The organism is Pedobacter africanus (assembly GCF_040548825.1).
GTDB classification, from domain to species: Bacteria; Bacteroidota; Bacteroidia; order Sphingobacteriales; family Sphingobacteriaceae; genus Pedobacter; species Pedobacter africanus_A.
In genome coordinates, this window is the sequence record NZ_JBEPSL010000001.1 from 721332 (window position 1) to 737012 (window position 15681).

Annotated in this window: 18 protein-coding genes; 8 read left to right on the forward strand and 10 right to left on the reverse strand. The window is 42.5% G+C overall.

The features are described from left to right. Positions 1-53 precede the first annotated feature (53 nt). Positions 54-710, forward strand: coding sequence for a protein-L-isoaspartate(D-aspartate) O-methyltransferase (locus tag ABIE26_RS02850; RefSeq protein WP_310140246.1), 657 nt, complete (start codon positions 54-56; stop codon positions 708-710). A 5-nt stretch (positions 711-715) separates the two neighbouring features. Here ABIE26_RS02850 and smpB read toward each other — a convergent pair whose 3' ends face one another. From smpB to ABIE26_RS02865, 3 genes are read right to left on the reverse strand one after another with little or no spacing between them, the layout of a single operon-like run. Then, positions 716-1165: an SsrA-binding protein SmpB gene (smpB, locus tag ABIE26_RS02855; RefSeq protein ID WP_310140244.1), complete on the reverse strand. Its 450-nt coding sequence runs from the start codon at positions 1163-1165 to the stop codon at positions 716-718. A gap of 23 nt (positions 1166-1188) precedes the next feature. Then, positions 1189-3066 carry an Nramp family divalent metal transporter gene (locus ABIE26_RS02860; RefSeq protein WP_310140242.1) on the reverse strand — a complete coding sequence of 626 codons (1878 nt, stop codon included), beginning with the start codon at positions 3064-3066 and terminating at the stop codon, positions 1189-1191. 2 nt (positions 3067-3068) lie between these two features. Continuing rightward, entirely contained in the window at positions 3069-3722 is a 654-nt protein-coding gene (locus ABIE26_RS02865; RefSeq protein WP_310140239.1) for a metal-dependent transcriptional regulator, read from the reverse strand. Between the two features lie 138 nt (positions 3723-3860). Between ABIE26_RS02865 and ABIE26_RS02870 the strand changes: the two genes are divergently transcribed. Continuing rightward, on the forward strand, positions 3861-4331 hold the full coding sequence (locus tag ABIE26_RS02870; protein WP_084241168.1) for an Lrp/AsnC family transcriptional regulator: 471 nt from the start codon (positions 3861-3863) through the stop codon (positions 4329-4331). 49 nt (positions 4332-4380) lie between these two features. Here ABIE26_RS02870 and ung read toward each other — a convergent pair whose 3' ends face one another. Beyond that, positions 4381-5058, reverse strand: coding sequence for a uracil-DNA glycosylase (ung, locus tag ABIE26_RS02875; RefSeq protein WP_310140236.1), 678 nt, complete (start codon positions 5056-5058; stop codon positions 4381-4383). 151 nt (positions 5059-5209) lie between these two features. On the opposite strand from ung, the gene ABIE26_RS02880 reads away from it, so the two are divergent. Continuing rightward, the gene (locus ABIE26_RS02880; protein ID WP_310140235.1) at positions 5210-5749 is read left to right on the forward strand and encodes a DUF2892 domain-containing protein; all 540 of its coding nucleotides are present in this window, start codon (positions 5210-5212) and stop codon (positions 5747-5749) included. A gap of 28 nt (positions 5750-5777) precedes the next feature. Here the strand turns inward: ABIE26_RS02880 and ABIE26_RS02885 are convergent, their stop codons facing one another. From ABIE26_RS02885 to ABIE26_RS02910, 6 genes are all read right to left on the reverse strand, one after another. Beyond that, complete coding sequence (locus ABIE26_RS02885) at positions 5778-5993, reverse strand: hypothetical protein (RefSeq protein WP_200815708.1); 216 nt, start codon at positions 5991-5993, stop codon at positions 5778-5780. A gap of 86 nt (positions 5994-6079) precedes the next feature. Continuing rightward, positions 6080-7801 (reverse strand): lysine--tRNA ligase, encoded by a 1722-nt coding sequence (gene lysS / locus ABIE26_RS02890; protein ID WP_310140232.1) that lies wholly within the window; start codon positions 7799-7801, stop codon positions 6080-6082. 75 nt (positions 7802-7876) lie between these two features. Continuing rightward, positions 7877-9790 (reverse strand): AMP-dependent synthetase/ligase, encoded by a 1914-nt coding sequence (locus tag ABIE26_RS02895; protein WP_310140229.1) that lies wholly within the window; start codon positions 9788-9790, stop codon positions 7877-7879. 78 nt (positions 9791-9868) lie between these two features. Next, positions 9869-10195, reverse strand: coding sequence for a HesB/IscA family protein (locus tag ABIE26_RS02900; RefSeq protein ID WP_310140226.1), 327 nt, complete (start codon positions 10193-10195; stop codon positions 9869-9871). 68 nt (positions 10196-10263) lie between these two features. Continuing rightward, positions 10264-10677 (reverse strand): Fe-S cluster assembly scaffold IscU, encoded by a 414-nt coding sequence (gene iscU / locus ABIE26_RS02905; protein ID WP_310140223.1) that lies wholly within the window; start codon positions 10675-10677, stop codon positions 10264-10266. A 21-nt stretch (positions 10678-10698) separates the two neighbouring features. After that, complete coding sequence (locus ABIE26_RS02910) at positions 10699-11910, reverse strand: IscS subfamily cysteine desulfurase (RefSeq protein ID WP_310140220.1); 1212 nt, start codon at positions 11908-11910, stop codon at positions 10699-10701. 125 nt (positions 11911-12035) lie between these two features. Between ABIE26_RS02910 and mce the strand changes: the two genes are divergently transcribed. From mce to prmA, 5 genes are all read left to right on the forward strand, one after another. Further along, positions 12036-12437 (forward strand): methylmalonyl-CoA epimerase, encoded by a 402-nt coding sequence (gene mce / locus ABIE26_RS02915; protein ID WP_310140218.1) that lies wholly within the window; start codon positions 12036-12038, stop codon positions 12435-12437. An 89-nt stretch (positions 12438-12526) separates the two neighbouring features. Further along, positions 12527-12775: a type B 50S ribosomal protein L31 gene (locus ABIE26_RS02920; RefSeq protein WP_084241178.1), complete on the forward strand. Its 249-nt coding sequence runs from the start codon at positions 12527-12529 to the stop codon at positions 12773-12775. A 70-nt stretch (positions 12776-12845) separates the two neighbouring features. Beyond that, positions 12846-14021 (forward strand): GlmU family protein, encoded by a 1176-nt coding sequence (locus tag ABIE26_RS02925; protein WP_310140213.1) that lies wholly within the window; start codon positions 12846-12848, stop codon positions 14019-14021. Between the two features lie 58 nt (positions 14022-14079). After that, positions 14080-14841, forward strand: coding sequence for a triose-phosphate isomerase (gene tpiA, locus ABIE26_RS02930; RefSeq protein WP_310140210.1), 762 nt, complete (start codon positions 14080-14082; stop codon positions 14839-14841). Continuing rightward, a complete protein-coding gene (gene prmA / locus ABIE26_RS02935) occupies positions 14842-15681 on the forward strand; it encodes a 50S ribosomal protein L11 methyltransferase (protein WP_310140209.1) in 840 nt (279 codons plus the stop codon).

Here is a 15681-nt window from a genome sequence, read left to right on the forward strand (position 1 = left end):
TAACGGTAAAAACATTCAATTATTAGCGTTCAAAAAGCTATTTTTGAACTGAAATGGCATATAAGTTTGTTGATAATTACAGAGAGCAGGGCGCCAGAAAACGGTTGGTAGCCCATCTTGAATCGAGGGGAATTGCGGATAAGAAAGTGCTGAAAGCCATTGGCAAGGTGCCAAGGCATTTCTTTTTTGATGAGACCTTCTGGAACCAGGCCTATAAAGACATTGCATTTCCGATAGGTGATGGGCAAACCATATCCCAGCCTTATACCGTAGCTTATCAGAGCGAGCTTCTGCACATCAAAAAAGGCGATAAAGTACTGGAAATTGGAACCGGCTCTGGTTATCAGACCTGTATCCTGATGGAGTTGGGCGCAAATGTATATACCATAGAGCGACAGGAAAGCATTTACAGGCATACCATCAGGGTTTTACCCGGTATGGGATATAATGCACATTTCTTTTTTGGCGACGGATCGAAGGGCATTGCAGAACATGCACCCTATGATAAGATCATTGTAACCGCAGGTGCCCCCTTTGTGCCCGAAATCCTGTTGAAACAACTTAAAATAGGTGGTATCCTGGTGATCCCGGTAGGTGATGAGCATTCGCAGAAAATGGTGACCGTGATCAGGGTAAGTGAAACAGATTTTGAAAGAATAGAACTGGATACCTTCAGGTTTGTACCCCTGGTAGGCGATCAGGCCTGGTAAGGTAGTTAAACCTTCATGGCCCGGTCCATCTCCCGTTTAGATTCCCGGTCTTTGATGCTGTCCCTTTTATCGAATTCTTTTTTACCCTGCGCAAGTGCGATTTCTATTTTGGCAAAGCCCCTTTCGTTGGTAAATATGCGTAAGGGTACAATGGTATAGCCCTTTTCTTCACTCTTTACCTTTAGTTTTTTCAACTCTTTTTTATGCAGCAGCAGCACACGGTCGCGCTTGATCTCGTGATGGTGAAAGGAACTGTGGCTATACTCGGAGATGTGCAGGTTTCTTACATAAAGGATATTACCTATAAACATGCAGAAAGCATCGGTCATATTGGCCTTGCCTTGTCTGATGGCTTTGATCTCGGTGCCCAGCAAGGCCAGTCCTGCATTATATTTATCTATAATGTGGTAGTCAAAGTAGGCTCTCTTATTTTTTATCTGGATGTCGTTCTTCATAAAGGCCTGCTAATATCCGAATTTTATCTTACAATCAGTACGGGAATGGATACTTTGTGCCGGACGGAATTTACGGTGGTACCCAGTATCAGGTCCTTTAAACCCTTATGCCCATGCGCGCCCATTACCAATAACTCCAGCTGCGTTTCGTTACTGATCTGTACGATGGCTTTAACAGTGCCGCCAAAACCAATATGCGGACTGGCTTTATAACCCAGGTTGGCCAGATTATCGCAATATTTCTGGAGGTTCTCCGTATCACTTTGTGTCTCATGGTCCATTGCCGAGTCGCCATAATACCTGGCCGCTGCTGTTTCCACCACATGGATAAGGTAATAATGCGCCTGTTTCCCCCCTTGGATAAGGGCATGACGGATGGTATTGCGGTCATTTTTAGAGAAGTCGACCGTAATGCCGATGCGGTTATAGTCGATTTTTTCTACCTGTTCTATATCGAGGGCTTCGCCGTGGGGCACGTTGTTATGCTCGCGTTTAATACGGCTTACTATAGGGTAGATAAAAATATAAAGGAGCAACAGGCCTATTAAGATGGCCAAAGGTACTATAATGGCATATACATACCATCCGCCCCCGGCTCCCCAGCCTTTGATCTCTTCAATCACCAGTTTTACGTTTAAGCCCACAATGATGAGCGAGCTTACCCAGGCCAGGGTCTTTACCCAGGGTTTGATGGCAAAACCTTTCATGGTCTTTTTGTCGGAGGTCAGGTGGATCAGGGGGATTACTGCAAAACCAAGCTGCAGGCTTAAAACCACCTGGCTAAGAATCAGCAATCCACCCAATGCGTTATCGCCCAATATCAATATGGTGAAGAATGCAGGAATGATGGCAAGCAAACGGGTAATTAACCGGCGCAGCCAGGGTTGAATGCGTAGTTTCAGGTGACCTTCCATTACAATCTGTCCGGCCAGGGTACCCGTAACGGTAGAGCTTTGTCCTGCCGCAATCAGTGCGATAGCGAAAAGGGCAGGGGCGACATTGCCAAATATATGCTGAAGTAATTTATGGGCATCCTGTATTTCTGCTACTTCATGTAATCCATTTTTATAAAAAGCTGCGGCAGCAAGGATGAGGATAGCGGCATTTACAAAAAATGCCAGGTTCAGGGCTACTGCAGTGTCAATGAAATTGAATTTTATGGCCTCGCGGATGCCTTTATCATCGCGTTCAAATTTTCTGGTTTGTACCAGGGACGAGTGTAAATACAGGTTGTGCGGCATCACCGTAGCCCCTATAATACCTATGGCGATGTACAAGGCTTCGCCGGATAAGATTGAAGGTTCAAATCCACGGGCTATCTCTTTAATTGAAGGTTCCACAATAAACATTTCTATCAGAAAAGAAACACCTACAATGAATACCATAGATACAATGAAGGCCTCCATTTTTCGCATGCCCTTATTGAGCAGGAACAGCAATAATACGGTGTCAAAAATGGTGATGCTGATGCCCCAGATGAGTGGGAGCCCGAATAAAAGTTTCAGACCTATGGCCATCCCAATAATTTCTGCGAGGTCGCAGGCCACAATTGCCGTTTGTGCCAGTCCGAATAAGGGGATATTGACCCATTTAGGATAAGCATTTCTGGAAGCCTGTGCCAGATCAAGTCCTCTTACGATGCCCAGGCGTGCACTTAACGACTGCAGCAACAGGGCAATGAGGTTAGACATAAGTAATACCCAGATCAGCTGGTAACCGAATTTACTCCCCCCGGCAATGTCTGTTGCCCAGTTTCCGGGATCCATATAACCTACACTTACCAGGTAAGCCGGCCCAATGAAGGAGAGGATGCGACGCCAGCCGCTGCGTTTGCTGGTATCTACACTCTGGTGTACTTCGCTTAAGGATTGGGTGTCTTTATGCTGTTGAGCGGTTTTCATACTTATAGTTTAATGAGGATATGTTTGGCTACTTCGCGACTTACATTGATCTTTTTTTGTTCCAGGTTCAATTCTATGGAGCCATCAAAATCATTGATCTCCATAATTTTAACCTTTTTCCCGAGGGTGAGGCCGGATTTTTCAAGGTGCTTTAAAAATGCAGAAGAATGTTCACTTACCCCCATAATCAAGCCCTGATCTTCAGCTTTAAGCTTATTCAGTTTAACAAATGGAACGGCAATGAAATTTCCGCTTTTGTCCGGTATGGGATCACCGTGTGGGTCACTTTTAGGGAAACCCAGGAATTCATCCAGACGTTCTACCAGATCGGCGGATTGGATATGTTCCAGGTCTTCAGCAATATCATGTACCTCATCCCATTTGAAATTTAATTTTTCTACGAGAAAAACTTCCCAGAGGCGGTGTTTACGGACAATATTCACGGCCGCAGACTTTCCTGATGCCGTAAGCTGAACCCCCTGGTATTTCTTGTAATCTACCAGCTGTTTGTCGGCCAGCTTTTTCATCATGTCAGTAACGGAGGCCGCTTTTGTCTGCATTTTTTCTGCAATGGCATTGGTTTGTACAGGGGTATCCTGGTTTTGCGACAGATGGTATATGGTTTTCAGGTAGTTCTCTTCAGTAAACGATTGCATTTTTGTTTGTCTAACTAAATATTTAGACAAATCTAAAAAAATATTAAGAAATAATCTGTAATTTTTTTGTTTTTATTTAGAATAAAATTTGGCAGGTAAGCAGTTCTTATTCTATCTTTGGCAGATATTTTTAAGATAATGGCAGCAGAACTAGATAAAACGGATTTTAAGATTCTTAAATTATTACAGGAAAACGGCAGGATGACCAATCTGTTGTTGTCGCAGGAGATAGGCCTGTCACCCGCGCCAACATTGGAAAGGGTAAGGAAGCTGGAAGTGTCTGGTTTTATCAAGAGTTACCATGCTTTGGTTGATGAAGAGAAGCTGGGTTTGGGCATCAAAACCTTTATACAGGTTCAGCTGGATTTTCACAAAAACAACACGATACAGATTTTTCTGGATGAGGTAAACCAGATCAAAGAAATTACAGAATGCCACCACGTAACTGGTCAGGCCGATTTCTTATTAAAGGTATACGTCAACGACATCAAGGCTTATGAACGCCTGATTATGGATAAGATCAGTAAGATCTCTGTAGTAAAGACTTTTCAGACCATGATGATCATGTCGACGACCAAGAAGGAACCAATCGTGCCTTTGGAGTATTGATAAGAATTGAAAATAAAGCGGCCTGTATTGTCTACAGGCCGCTTTATTTTTAGGTAATCTGCCAGTTTATGGGCTCCTGCCCCAGTTCAATTAACTTTGCATTTGCCCTGGAAAAAGGTTTGCTGCCGAGAAAGCCGTTGTAGGCCGAAAAGGGCGAGGGGTGTGCAGCGGCAATAATGGTATGCTTTGTTTTGTCAATCAATGCAGCTTTATTTTGTGCATACCTGCCCCATAGCAGGAAGATAAGTCCATTTCGTTTTTCAGACAGTTCTGTAATGATTTTATCGGTAAAGGTTTCCCAGCCTTTGCCCTGATGGGAGCCGGCCTCGTGTGCTTTTACCGTAAGCGTAGCATTGAGCAGTAAAACACCTTCATCTGCCCATTGTGTAAGGTTTCCATGGGTTGGAACGGAAAATCCGGGAATGTCATCTGCCAGTTCCTTGTAAATGTTCTTTAAGGATGGTGGTACCGCAACTCCTTTTTGTACAGAAAACGATAAACCATGGGCCTGTCCGGTCCCATGATAAGGGTCTTGTCCTAAAATTACTACTTTAACTTTATCAAAAGGCGTATGGTTTAAGGCATTGAATATGTCTGCACCTTTAGGGTAAACGGTATGGCCTTTTTGTTTTTCTTCCAGTAAAAAGGCTTTAAGTGATTTCATATAAGGCTTTTCGAACTCCCCCTGAAGTACCTTCAACCAGCTTTCTTCTAATGCAGCAGACATGTTTTATTTTGGAATTAATAATGTTGTTAATGATTCTGTTTTTTATAGAGATCGGGCCTGTAACCTGGCCCTTCTTTTTTTGTTGAAATTATAAATTAAATCTAATTTCTGGTATTTAAACACGATATTTGCAAAAAAAATATAATAGCGTATGCCAAATGTAGTTCGTTTGATTTTAGGTTTTGCAGTGTTGGGAGGTTCAATTGCCCTAATGGTCTTTGGATTCTGGGGTTGGGGGATTTTGGCCCTTTTTATCAGTATTTTAATTTTTGTTACTTTTTTCTTCAATGAAAATATGCTGCTGGCCCAGTGGTTCTTAAGAAAAGACAATATGGTGAAGGCCGAAGCTTATTTAAGAAGGATCACCAATTATGAGAAACAACTCATCAGGGTTCAGCACGGTTATTATAACCTTTTAATTGGCTTAATTGAGTCGAGAAAAGCGCCGATGCAATCAGAGAAATATTTCAAGAAATCACTTTCTTTAGGTTTGCATATGGACCACAATATTGCCCTGGCTAAATTGAGCCTTGCAGGAATTGCAATGGCGAAGCGGAACAAACGTGAAGCTCAAATGTATTTATCAGAAGCCAAGAAAGCGGATAAAAACAAATTACTGGCCGATCAGATCAAACAAATGAAAGACCAGATGGGGATGCTGGATAAGCAGCAACAGGTAAGGTACAGATAAACGAAAGCCACATGAAAATGTGGCTTTTTTATTTATCGCTTAACCTGTCAAAATTTTCACTTGCTTCTGCATAAGATGTTCTGCTGATGATGTCATCTTCCAGGTAATCTTTGCTTCTGCTGAAGAACAATTGCTCGGATTGTATCCTGGTGATCAGCTGACGGATTAAGGTCAGATCAAACGCCTCCTTGCTTAATTTGATGCAATATTCTTTTTCGGTAATTTCCAGACTTGAACTGTTCATAATCGTTATCATTTAAATCTGCATAAAAATAAAAAAGGCTTGCTGCAAAAATTGCAGCAAGCCTTTAAGTTTTTGTTATTTATATGTTAAGCAAACCAGGCCATAACTTCTTCTTTTGAAGGCATATTCAATTCCAGTTTCAGCTTTTTGCGCATGCCGCCCAGGTCGTTAAATACCTTGTTGGGATTAGCGCCTTTCAATTCATCAATGGTGTTGATGTTCATTTTTCTGATCACCTGTACCCATTCGGCCGGGATACCTGCATTTATAAAATCTTCGTCTGTAGTTACTTTAGCTTTCTTTTCAGGGCGCATCTGGGGGAAGAACAATACTTCCTGGATGGTCGACTGGTTGGTCATCAGCATCACCAAACGGTCTATGCCTATACCCAATCCGGATGTTGGCGGCATACCATATTCCAGGGCACGGATAAAATCATCGTCCATGGCCATAGCCTCATCATCGCCTCTTGCTGCAAGTTTCAGCTGATCTTCAAAACGCTCGCGCTGGTCGATCGGGTCATTCAGTTCTGAATAGGCATTGGCAATTTCTTTACCCATTACAAACAGTTCAAACCTTTCTACCAGTCCATCCTTACTTCTGTGCTTTTTAGCCAGCGGGGTCATTTCCAGTGGATAATCCGTAATGTATGTTGGCTGGATCAGGTTTGCTTCAACCTTTTCGCTGAAAAGCTCATCAATCAGTTTACCCCGGCCCATAGAAGCATCTACTTCTATGTTCAGGTTTTTGCAGACTTCTCTGATCTCGGTTTCTGAAAGGGCTGAAACGTCGATGCCTGTATATTTCTGGATAGACTCATACATGGTCAGTTTTTCGTATGGGCCTTCAAAATTGATCTCATGCTCAGCAACTTTTACCACAGGTGTACCATGAATAGCTACCGCTACTTTTTCCAGGCATTCTTCTACCATGGCCATCATCCAGATATAATCTTTATAAGCCACATAGATCTCCATTGAAGTAAATTCAGGGTTATGCGTGCGGTCCATGCCCTCGTTTCTGAACATTTTACCGAACTCATACACACCGTCAAAGCCCGCTACGATTAGCCTTTTCAGGTATAGCTCATTGGCAATACGAAGGTATAAAGGCATGTCGAGTGTGTTGTGGTGGGTTGCAAAAGGACGGGCCGCGGCACCACCATGAATCGGCTGCAGGATAGGTGTTTCTACTTCCATCCAGCCCTGATCGTCAAAATAACCTCTCATGGTATTGATGACCTTGGAGCGGTTCATAAAGATCTGTTTGAAATGCGGGTTTACGGTAAGGTCAACATAACGTTGTCTGTAGCGCATTTCAGGATCGGTAAAGCCATCGTAGATATTGCCCTCTTCGTCGCGTTTAACAATAGGCAGCGGCTTTAAGGATTTGGACAGCAGGGTCAGTTCAGTGACGTGCAGCGAGATTTCCCCGGTCTGGGTGGTGAAAACGTAGCCCTTTACACCAATGAAATCGCCCAGATCCATTAATTTTTTAAATACAGTATTGTACAGGGTTTTGTCTTCGTCAGGACAAAGATCATCGCGTTTCAAATAGACCTGGATCCTGCCGGTTGAATCCTGTAGCTCTACAAAAGAAGCACTGCCCATGATCCTGCGGCTCATGATCCGCCCTGCAATGCTGATGTTTTTATAGGCTGTTTTATCGCGTTCGTAGTTCGCTAAAATGTCTGCTGCGTTGGCAGTAATTTCAAAGGCTTCGGCAGGGTAGGGATTGATGCCCAGCTCACGTAATTGGTTCAGCGAATTACGGCGCAATACTTCTAATTCTGATAGTCCTGTACTCATATATTTTTTTGTATCGGCCTTATGACCAGATAGCTTAATTGTATAATAATTTAAAATTAGGCAAAAATAGGGATTTTAATCGGCATCTACAGCCTCTGCATACATCTCGTTGATGGCATCTGCGTACTTCGCTTCTATGATTTTGCGCTTTGCTTTTAATGTTGGAGTGATTTCACCTTCTTCAATACTGAAAGGGTTACGCTTAACCTTGAAATTTTTAATGCGCTCAAATTTAGCCAGTTCGTTAGATAGCTTTTTCAGGTCCTGGCCAATCCAGTCCGTGATTTCTTTTTCTGCGATAAAGACTTCGGGTTTTTCGAAAAAGGATTCAGGAAGTTTAAACGCTTCCTGCATGTTTTCTTTGCTCGGAATAACGATCGCCGTAAGGTATTCACGTTTGTCGCCTATCAGGAAAATCTGGTCTATTTTCAGGCTTTTTAAGTAAATATTTTCTACCGGGGTAGGGTAAACATTTTTTCCGTAGGCATTTACGATCATGTTTTTAAGCCGGTCTGTGATCTGCAGGTTCCCTTTGTAAAAACGGCCGATATCGCCGGTATGGAACCAATCGTCTTTATCAATTGCCTCTGCCGTCTCGGCGGGTTTATTGAAATAACCCTGCATTACACAATGGTCCCTTACAATGATTTCCCCCTCGGCACATTCAAAATTTTCTTCAAAGGTTTCATGGGTCTGAATGCTGATCATTTGTTTGCTCTCCACATCCTGTATGCCAATTTCTATCCCCGGAATTACCCGGCCTACGGTACCATACACCTGCCGGTGATACTCTGTAACAGCCATTACCGGCGATGTTTCCGTAAGACCAAAACCTTCTAATATTTTAATACCAAGGTTTCCAAAAAACTCACCTACATTTTTGGGAAGGGCTGCACCACCAGAGATCATGAACTTTAAACGTCCACCTGTTTTTTCTTTGATTTTGCTGAATACCAGTTTTTCGGCAAGGGCCTTTTTTGCACTGAGGACGATGCCAGGGGTGTTTCCTGCTTCTTTTACCCGCCTGTAGTCCTGGCCTGCTTCAAGTGCCCATAAAAAGATTTTTGCCTTTACACCACCAGCGGCAGTACCACTTTTAATGGCTTTGTCGTGAATTCTTTCCAATAGCCGCGGGACACAGCTCATTACCGTTGGTTTTATTTCAGCCATATTTCTGGCCAGCAATTCCAGGCTTTGCGCATAGGCTATTTTACAGCCCTGGGCACAACATACATGGTAGGTAGCTGTACGCTCAAAAACGTGCGATAGCGGCAGGAAGGACAGGAAGGTTTCCGTTTGATCAATTACTGGAATTTGCTGCAGACAGACCTTTACGTTTTCTACAAAATTACTGTGAGAAAGCATTACTCCTTTTGGCGTTCCTGTAGTACCCGAAGTATAGATCAATGAAGAAATGTCAGCTGGTTTTACAGTATGGCGTATCCTTGCTATTGCCGCTAACTGTTCTGCTCCCAGTTTGCCCGTAGCAGCCAGCACTTCTTCAAAGCTGATGATCTGTGCTTTCAAATCCTCAGGAATACTTATTTTCTGATATTCCGGAAATGCGGGGATGATGTATTCCAGGTGCCTGCAGTTGGCCGCAATTTTCAATATTTTTTTATACAGGAAGGTATTGCCGATCAATAGGGCACGCATGCCCGAATCGTTTACAATATAGGCCACTTCATGTTCAGACAGGGTAGGATAGATGGATACGTTAATGGCGCCCAATTGCTGTATACCCTGGTCGTAATAAACATATTCCGGCGAATTTTCTATCATCAGGCCCATACGGTCGCCTTTAACAATCCCTTTTTGCATGAAAAAGGCCGAGACAGCATCTGCACAATCCAGGGTTTGCTGATAAGATATTTCCTCCCAAATCGTATTTTTTTTGTGGATAAGAAATGTTTCTTCCGGTTTATGGATGTTTTCTACCACATTGCGCAGTAGGCTGGGTATGGTGGAGCGCTCGTTAAATAATTCCATGACTGCTGGTTTGGTTATTATAAAAATAGGCCGCTCCAGATTGAACTGTAACGGCCTATGCAAATATAATAATTGTATTTAAACAGAAAAACTTTCGCCACAACCGCAGGAGCGGCTTGCATTCGGGTTATTAAAATTAAAACCCTTTCCGTTTAAACCATCTGTAAAATCAAGCTCTGTACCTGCCAGATAGAGGAAAGATTTCATATCCAGGGCAATCCTGATACCTTTATCTTCAAAAAACTGATCTCCGGCACTTTCTTCATTGTCGAAATCCAGATTGTAAGATAGTCCTGAACATCCACCGCCCTTGACAGACACACGCAAAAAATAAGTTGTATCCATCTGCGCCTCTTCCATCAATTGGTCGATTTTGCTTTTTGCTTTATCAGTGATCGTAATCATTTCTTTACTATTTAGACCTGTCTAAGGTCATACAAAAACTATACCTTATTCAAAACCAGTAAGACTGATTAGTGATGAGATTTTGGCAATTCAATTGGCTCCATGCCATTTTTAACACGGTAGTCGTTGATGGCCGATTTGATTGCATCTTCTGCCAATACCGAACAGTGGATTTTTACCGGTGGTAAAGCCAATTCCTCAACAATATCCATATTGTCGATGGTCAGTGCCTCATCAATGTTTTTGCCTTTCAGCCATTCTGTTGCCAGCGATGAAGATGCAATTGCAGAGCCACAGCCAAATGTTTTGAATTTAGCATCTGTAATGACATTGTTTGCATCTACTTCAATCTGAAGGCGCATCACGTCGCCGCACTCAGGTGCGCCAACAAGTCCGGTACCAACCGATTTGCTGTCTTTATTTAAGGTACCAACGTTTCTTGGGTTGGTATAGTGATCTATTACTTTTTCTGAATATGCCATTTTATTCTGTTTTAAATTTTTTTAGTGTTCTGCCCACTCAATTTTACTCAAATCCACGCCTTCTTTAAACATTTCCCAAAGCGGCGAAAGGTCTCTCAGGTGGTTTACTGCTTTCTTAGTATTTTCTATTGCATAGTCTACTTCCTCTTCGGTTGTAAAACGTCCCAATCCGTAACGGATAGAAGAGTGCGCCAGGTCGTCAGACAAGCCTAAGCTTTTCAATACATAAGAAGGTTCCAGAGAAGCAGAAGTACAGGCAGAACCCGAAGATACCGCCAGGTCTTTCATGGCCATCATTAAGCCTTCACCTTCTACATATTTAAAAGAAATATTAGCTACATGTGGTAAGCGGTGCTGGGTATTTCCGTTTACATAACTTTCTTCAAGCTGGGTAAGTGCATTTTCAAGCTTGTCGCGCAGGGCCGATAAACGTTTGGCTTCTTCTTCCATTTCCAGGCGGCAAAGCTCACAGGCTTTACCCAGGCCAACAATACCAGGTACATTTAAGGTGCCTGAACGCATTCCGCGCTCATGACCACCGCCGTCTATCTGTGCAGTTACCTTAACCCTTGGGTTTTTACGGCGTACATACAATACACCAACACCTTTTGGACCATACATTTTATGTGCAGAAAAAGCCATCAGGTCAATTCCATCGGAATTTACATCTACCGGTATTTTACCAACAGCCTGTGTAGCGTCGGTCATGAACAGTGCGCCATGCTTATGCGCAATAGCGCTAATTTCTTTAATGGGCTGGATTACACCGATTTCATTGTTGCCATACATAATGGTAACCAGGATGGTCTGCTCGGTCATTGCTGCTTCAAGTTCCTGAAGATCAATTAATCCATCTTCCTTTACTTTTAGGTAGGTTACTCTTGCACCCTGTTTTTCCAGGTGTTTGCAGGTATCCAGAACCGCTTTGTGTTCAGTAGTAGCGGTAATGATGTGATTACCTTTTTCCTGGTACATCTCAAATACACCTTTGATGCCAAGGTTGTCTGCTTCAGTAGCACCTGAAGTAAAAATAATCTCTTTTTCAGTACAGCCAATCAGCTTTGCAACCTGCTCGCGTGCGTAGTCTACACCCTCTTCAGCAACCCAGCCAAATGCATGGTTACGGCTTGCAGCATTGCCAAATTTGTTGGTGAAATAAGGCAGCATCGCTTCCAGTACCCTTGGGTCAAGGGGGGTAGTTGCGTTATTATCTAAGTAAATAGGAAGTTCCATTATAATATATATGTTGTTATTAACAGACAAAGATACAAAAAAAGATTGCCAACAATTATAAATAATAGCTATGACGGTATAGTTAAAACATGCATTTTTACATTCTTCTAACGTTTTAAGCAGATATGAATAAGATTGAACACATTGGTATTGCCGTAAAAGACATGGATGCTTCCTGTGCACTCTACGAACGGTTGTTGGGTACCGCTTGTTATAAAAAGGAACTGGTGGAATCTGAAGGGGTGAATACAGCCTTTTTTAGAACAGGTGAAAATAAGATTGAGTTGCTGACAGCTACCGCTGAAGAAAGCCCCATTGCCAGGTTTCTGGAGAAGAAAGGAGAGGGGATACATCACATCGCATTTGACGTGACAGATATCGTGTCGGAAATGGCCAGGCTTAAAGCAGCAGGTTTTATCCTGTTAAATGAAAAACCCAAAAGGGGGGCAGATAATAAACTGGTTTGTTTTGTACATCCTAAGGGCACAAACGGGGTGCTTGTAGAACTCTGTCAGGATGCCGGATAATTTTTTCCACACATACTTGCTATTAAAAAATAAAATTCTGATATTTGCATCCTTAAAAATAAGCGACAAATAAGATATAATAATATAATATGAAAAAAGATCTGCATCCATCAAGCTATAGATTTGTAGTATTTAAAGACATGTCAAACGACTACGCTTTTTTAACAAAATCTTGTGTAGATACGAAAGAAACTATCCAGTGGGAAGATGGCAACGAGTATCCTTTATATAAATTAGAGATTTCTCACACATCTCACCCTTTCTATACCGGAAAAATGAAATTGGTAGATACAGCTGGTCGTATCGATAAATTCAAAACCCGTTACGCTAAAAAGTAATTCCACGGAAATAAGAAATTATTTGAGTCCCGATGCTGTTGCTTCGGGACTTTTTTTATTTTTGTAGCTTATGATGATCAATTTATTTGATGATAATGCCTGGCAGTCCCTTCGCCCATTATCTTTTACAAGACCTGTTGCAGATCTTCGTGTAGGAATCCTAACGATTGCAGAGAAATGGAAGAAACATCTGAATGCCGAATGCGGGTTTATCACTTTAGCGCACTTATCCGTTAAATATCCATCATTAAAAGAGGGCTGTTTGTATATCAATGGCTCTGTTTGTCCGGATGGACCCTTACTCGAAGCCGTTGCAGCATTGCAAGCCGGTGAATCGCTAAAAAAAGGTGAACTTCTGATCGCCTTTAAAACCGATGCCGGAACAACTGATGTAATGAAAACAGCAGATCAGTTAAAACCGAAGGAATACAACGGAGATTTTATCAGGATTGTTGTCCCTGAAGATATTTTCAGAAATAACGATGTTGAACTTAGAAAGGATTTTGCGCTGATCACAAAGGGACGAACTTCCGGAACTTTGAGTACTACCAATACCTTATTGGGTAACGATATCTTTGTAGAAGAAGGCGGAGGAGCAGAGTGTTCCACTTTTAACAGTTTAAACGGACCTATATATATAGGCAGAAACAGTCAGGTTTGGGAAGGTTGCCATATCCGGGGTTCTTTTGCGCTGTGCGACAATTCGCAGATTAAAATGGGTGCAAAGGTTTACGCACAAACCACCATTGGCCCGTACAGCAGGGTTGGCGGAGAAATTAACAATGCCGTGATCTGGGGTTATTCCTCCAAAGGACATGAAGGCTATCTGGGTAATTCGGTGCTGGGACAGTGGTGCAATATCGGGGCCGACAGCAACAACTCCAACCTGAAAAACAATTATGCAGAAGTAAGGCTTTGGGATTATGCAACGGAAGGCTTCCGGAAAACCGGCTTGCAGTTCTGCGGCCTTATCATGGCCGATCATTCCAAATGCGGAATCAATACCATGTTCAATACCGGTACGGTGACAGGTGTCAGCGCTAATGTTTTCGGGCCGGGCTTTCCCAGAAATTTTATACCCGATTTTGCCTGGGGAGGTGCACAGGGATTTGATGTATACAAACTGGATAAGATGTTTGAAACTGCGGAAAAAGTATATGAACGTAGAAATATACCCTTTGATCAGACAGAAAAAGATATCTTGCAGGCTGTTTTTGACATGACCGGAAATTACAGGCACTTCTAGACAGCTGCGCCGCCTGAAATCTTTCAAGTAAAACCTAAAATAACAATATATAATAACGATGAGGAAAAAAATAGTTGCAGGAAACTGGAAAATGAACCTGGATTATGCAGAAGGCATATCTTTATTTTCAGAAATAGTCAATATGGTAAGGGATGAAAAAAAAGGCGATCAGACGGCCATCATCTGTGCACCATACATTCATTTAAACAGCCTGGCTAAATTAGGTGGCGATGTAGTGAAGATTGGTGCGCAAAATTGCCACCAGAGTGATAGTGGTGCATATACTGGTGAAATATCGGCCGGTATGATCAAATCCGTTGGCTGCGCCTATATCATCATCGGGCATTCAGAAAGACGTCAGTATTTTGCTGAAAGTGATGAATTGCTTGCTCAAAAAACACTGAAAGTACTGGAAAATGGGTTAACCCCAATCTTCTGTATCGGCGAGACACTGGAAGAAAGAAATAATGGCAGCTATTTTGAAGTACTTAAAGCGCAGTTGGAAAAAGGCCTTTTCGGACTAAGTACCGCAGATTTTTCTAAAATAGTTATTGCCTACGAACCGGTATGGGCTATCGGTACCGGTCTTACCGCTTCATCAGAACAGGCCCAGGAGGTACATGCTTTTATCAGAAAAGAAATTGCAGCCAAATACAGCGATACTATAGCAGAGGAAACGACGATTTTATATGGCGGAAGCTGCAACCCTAAAAACGCAGCAGAACTTTTTGCCCAAAAAGATATTGATGGAGGATTAATCGGCGGAGCTTCCCTGAAATCGAGGGACTTTGTGGATATCGTTAAAGTTTTTAATTCCTAGATGAACTATATACAGGTAAGTTTCAGTTTTACAGCGATAGAAGAATACCAGCAGGATCTTTTAATTGCTGAACTTGGCGATATCGGCTTCAATACTTTTGAAGATACAGCAGCGGGTTTTGTAGCATTTATTGATTTTCCTGCTTACAGCGAAGGTCAGTTAAAAAAAGTGCTGGAAGAGTTTGAAGGCGAATTTCAATGCAGCTATGAAGTGGCAGAAATTGCAGGGAAAAACTGGAATGAGGAATGGGAAAAGAACTTTGAGCCTTTGATCATTTCCGATCAATGCTACGTACGTGCAACTTTTCATGAACCCCAGCCTCAATACCCATACGAGATTGTGATAGACCCCAAAATGGCTTTCGGCACCGGGCACCATCAAACTACAACCATGATGATCCAGTATCTGCTGGATACCGATGTCAAAGGTAAAACATTGTTGGATATGGGCTGTGGAACGGCTATTCTTGCTATTCTTGCTGCAAAAAAAGGTGCTTCGGACCTGGTGGCCATAGATAATGATGAAGTCTGTTACCTCAGTGCAATCGAAAATTCGGCGCTGAATAACATCGGCAATATAGCGGCCTTGTGTGGCGGTAAGGAGGTTATTCCGGATCAGACATTTGATGTGATTCTGGCTAATATTAACCGGAATATCCTGTTAGACCAGATTCCCTCGTATAACGATGTGCTGAAACCAGGCGGCAGTATTTTCTTTAGTGGATTTTATGAATCGCCCGATCTCGATATGATCAAACAGGCCTGCGCGACTTTCGGTATCCGCTACGTTAACCATAAAAAGACAGGAGAATGGGTAGCCGCTTACTTTAAAAAGGATTAA

Bases quoted from the DNA above. Each gene is read 5' to 3' on its own strand.
- ABIE26_RS02850 (WP_310140246.1), top strand. From the start codon at position 54: ATGGCATATAAGTTTGTTGATAATTACAGAGAGCAGGGCGCCAGAAAA.
- ABIE26_RS02870 (WP_084241168.1), top strand. From the start codon at position 3,861: ATGGCAGCAGAACTAGATAAAACGGATTTTAAGATTCTTAAATTATTA.
- ABIE26_RS02880 (WP_310140235.1), top strand. From the start codon at position 5,210: ATGCCAAATGTAGTTCGTTTGATTTTAGGTTTTGCAGTGTTGGGAGGT.
- smpB (WP_310140244.1), bottom strand. From the start codon at position 1,165: ATGAAGAACGACATCCAGATAAAAAATAAGAGAGCCTACTTTGACTAC.
- ABIE26_RS02865 (WP_310140239.1), bottom strand. From the start codon at position 3,722: ATGCAATCGTTTACTGAAGAGAACTACCTGAAAACCATATACCATCTG.
- prmA (WP_310140209.1), top strand. From the start codon at position 14,842: ATGAACTATATACAGGTAAGTTTCAGTTTTACAGCGATAGAAGAATAC.
- ABIE26_RS02885 (WP_200815708.1), bottom strand. From the start codon at position 5,993: ATGAACAGTTCAAGTCTGGAAATTACCGAAAAAGAATATTGCATCAAA.
- ung (WP_310140236.1), bottom strand. From the start codon at position 5,058: ATGTCTGCTGCATTAGAAGAAAGCTGGTTGAAGGTACTTCAGGGGGAG.
- ABIE26_RS02920 (WP_084241178.1), top strand. From the start codon at position 12,527: ATGAAAAAAGATCTGCATCCATCAAGCTATAGATTTGTAGTATTTAAA.
- ABIE26_RS02860 (WP_310140242.1), bottom strand. From the start codon at position 3,066: ATGAAAACCGCTCAACAGCATAAAGACACCCAATCCTTAAGCGAAGTA.
- ABIE26_RS02900 (WP_310140226.1), bottom strand. From the start codon at position 10,195: ATGATTACGATCACTGATAAAGCAAAAAGCAAAATCGACCAATTGATG.
- ABIE26_RS02910 (WP_310140220.1), bottom strand. From the start codon at position 11,910: ATGGAACTTCCTATTTACTTAGATAATAACGCAACTACCCCCCTTGAC.
- lysS (WP_310140232.1), bottom strand. From the start codon at position 7,801: ATGAGTACAGGACTATCAGAATTAGAAGTATTGCGCCGTAATTCGCTG.
- iscU (WP_310140223.1), bottom strand. From the start codon at position 10,677: ATGGCATATTCAGAAAAAGTAATAGATCACTATACCAACCCAAGAAAC.
- ABIE26_RS02925 (WP_310140213.1), top strand. From the start codon at position 12,846: ATGATGATCAATTTATTTGATGATAATGCCTGGCAGTCCCTTCGCCCA.
- tpiA (WP_310140210.1), top strand. From the start codon at position 14,080: ATGAGGAAAAAAATAGTTGCAGGAAACTGGAAAATGAACCTGGATTAT.
- mce (WP_310140218.1), top strand. From the start codon at position 12,036: ATGAATAAGATTGAACACATTGGTATTGCCGTAAAAGACATGGATGCT.
- ABIE26_RS02895 (WP_310140229.1), bottom strand. From the start codon at position 9,790: ATGGAATTATTTAACGAGCGCTCCACCATACCCAGCCTACTGCGCAAT.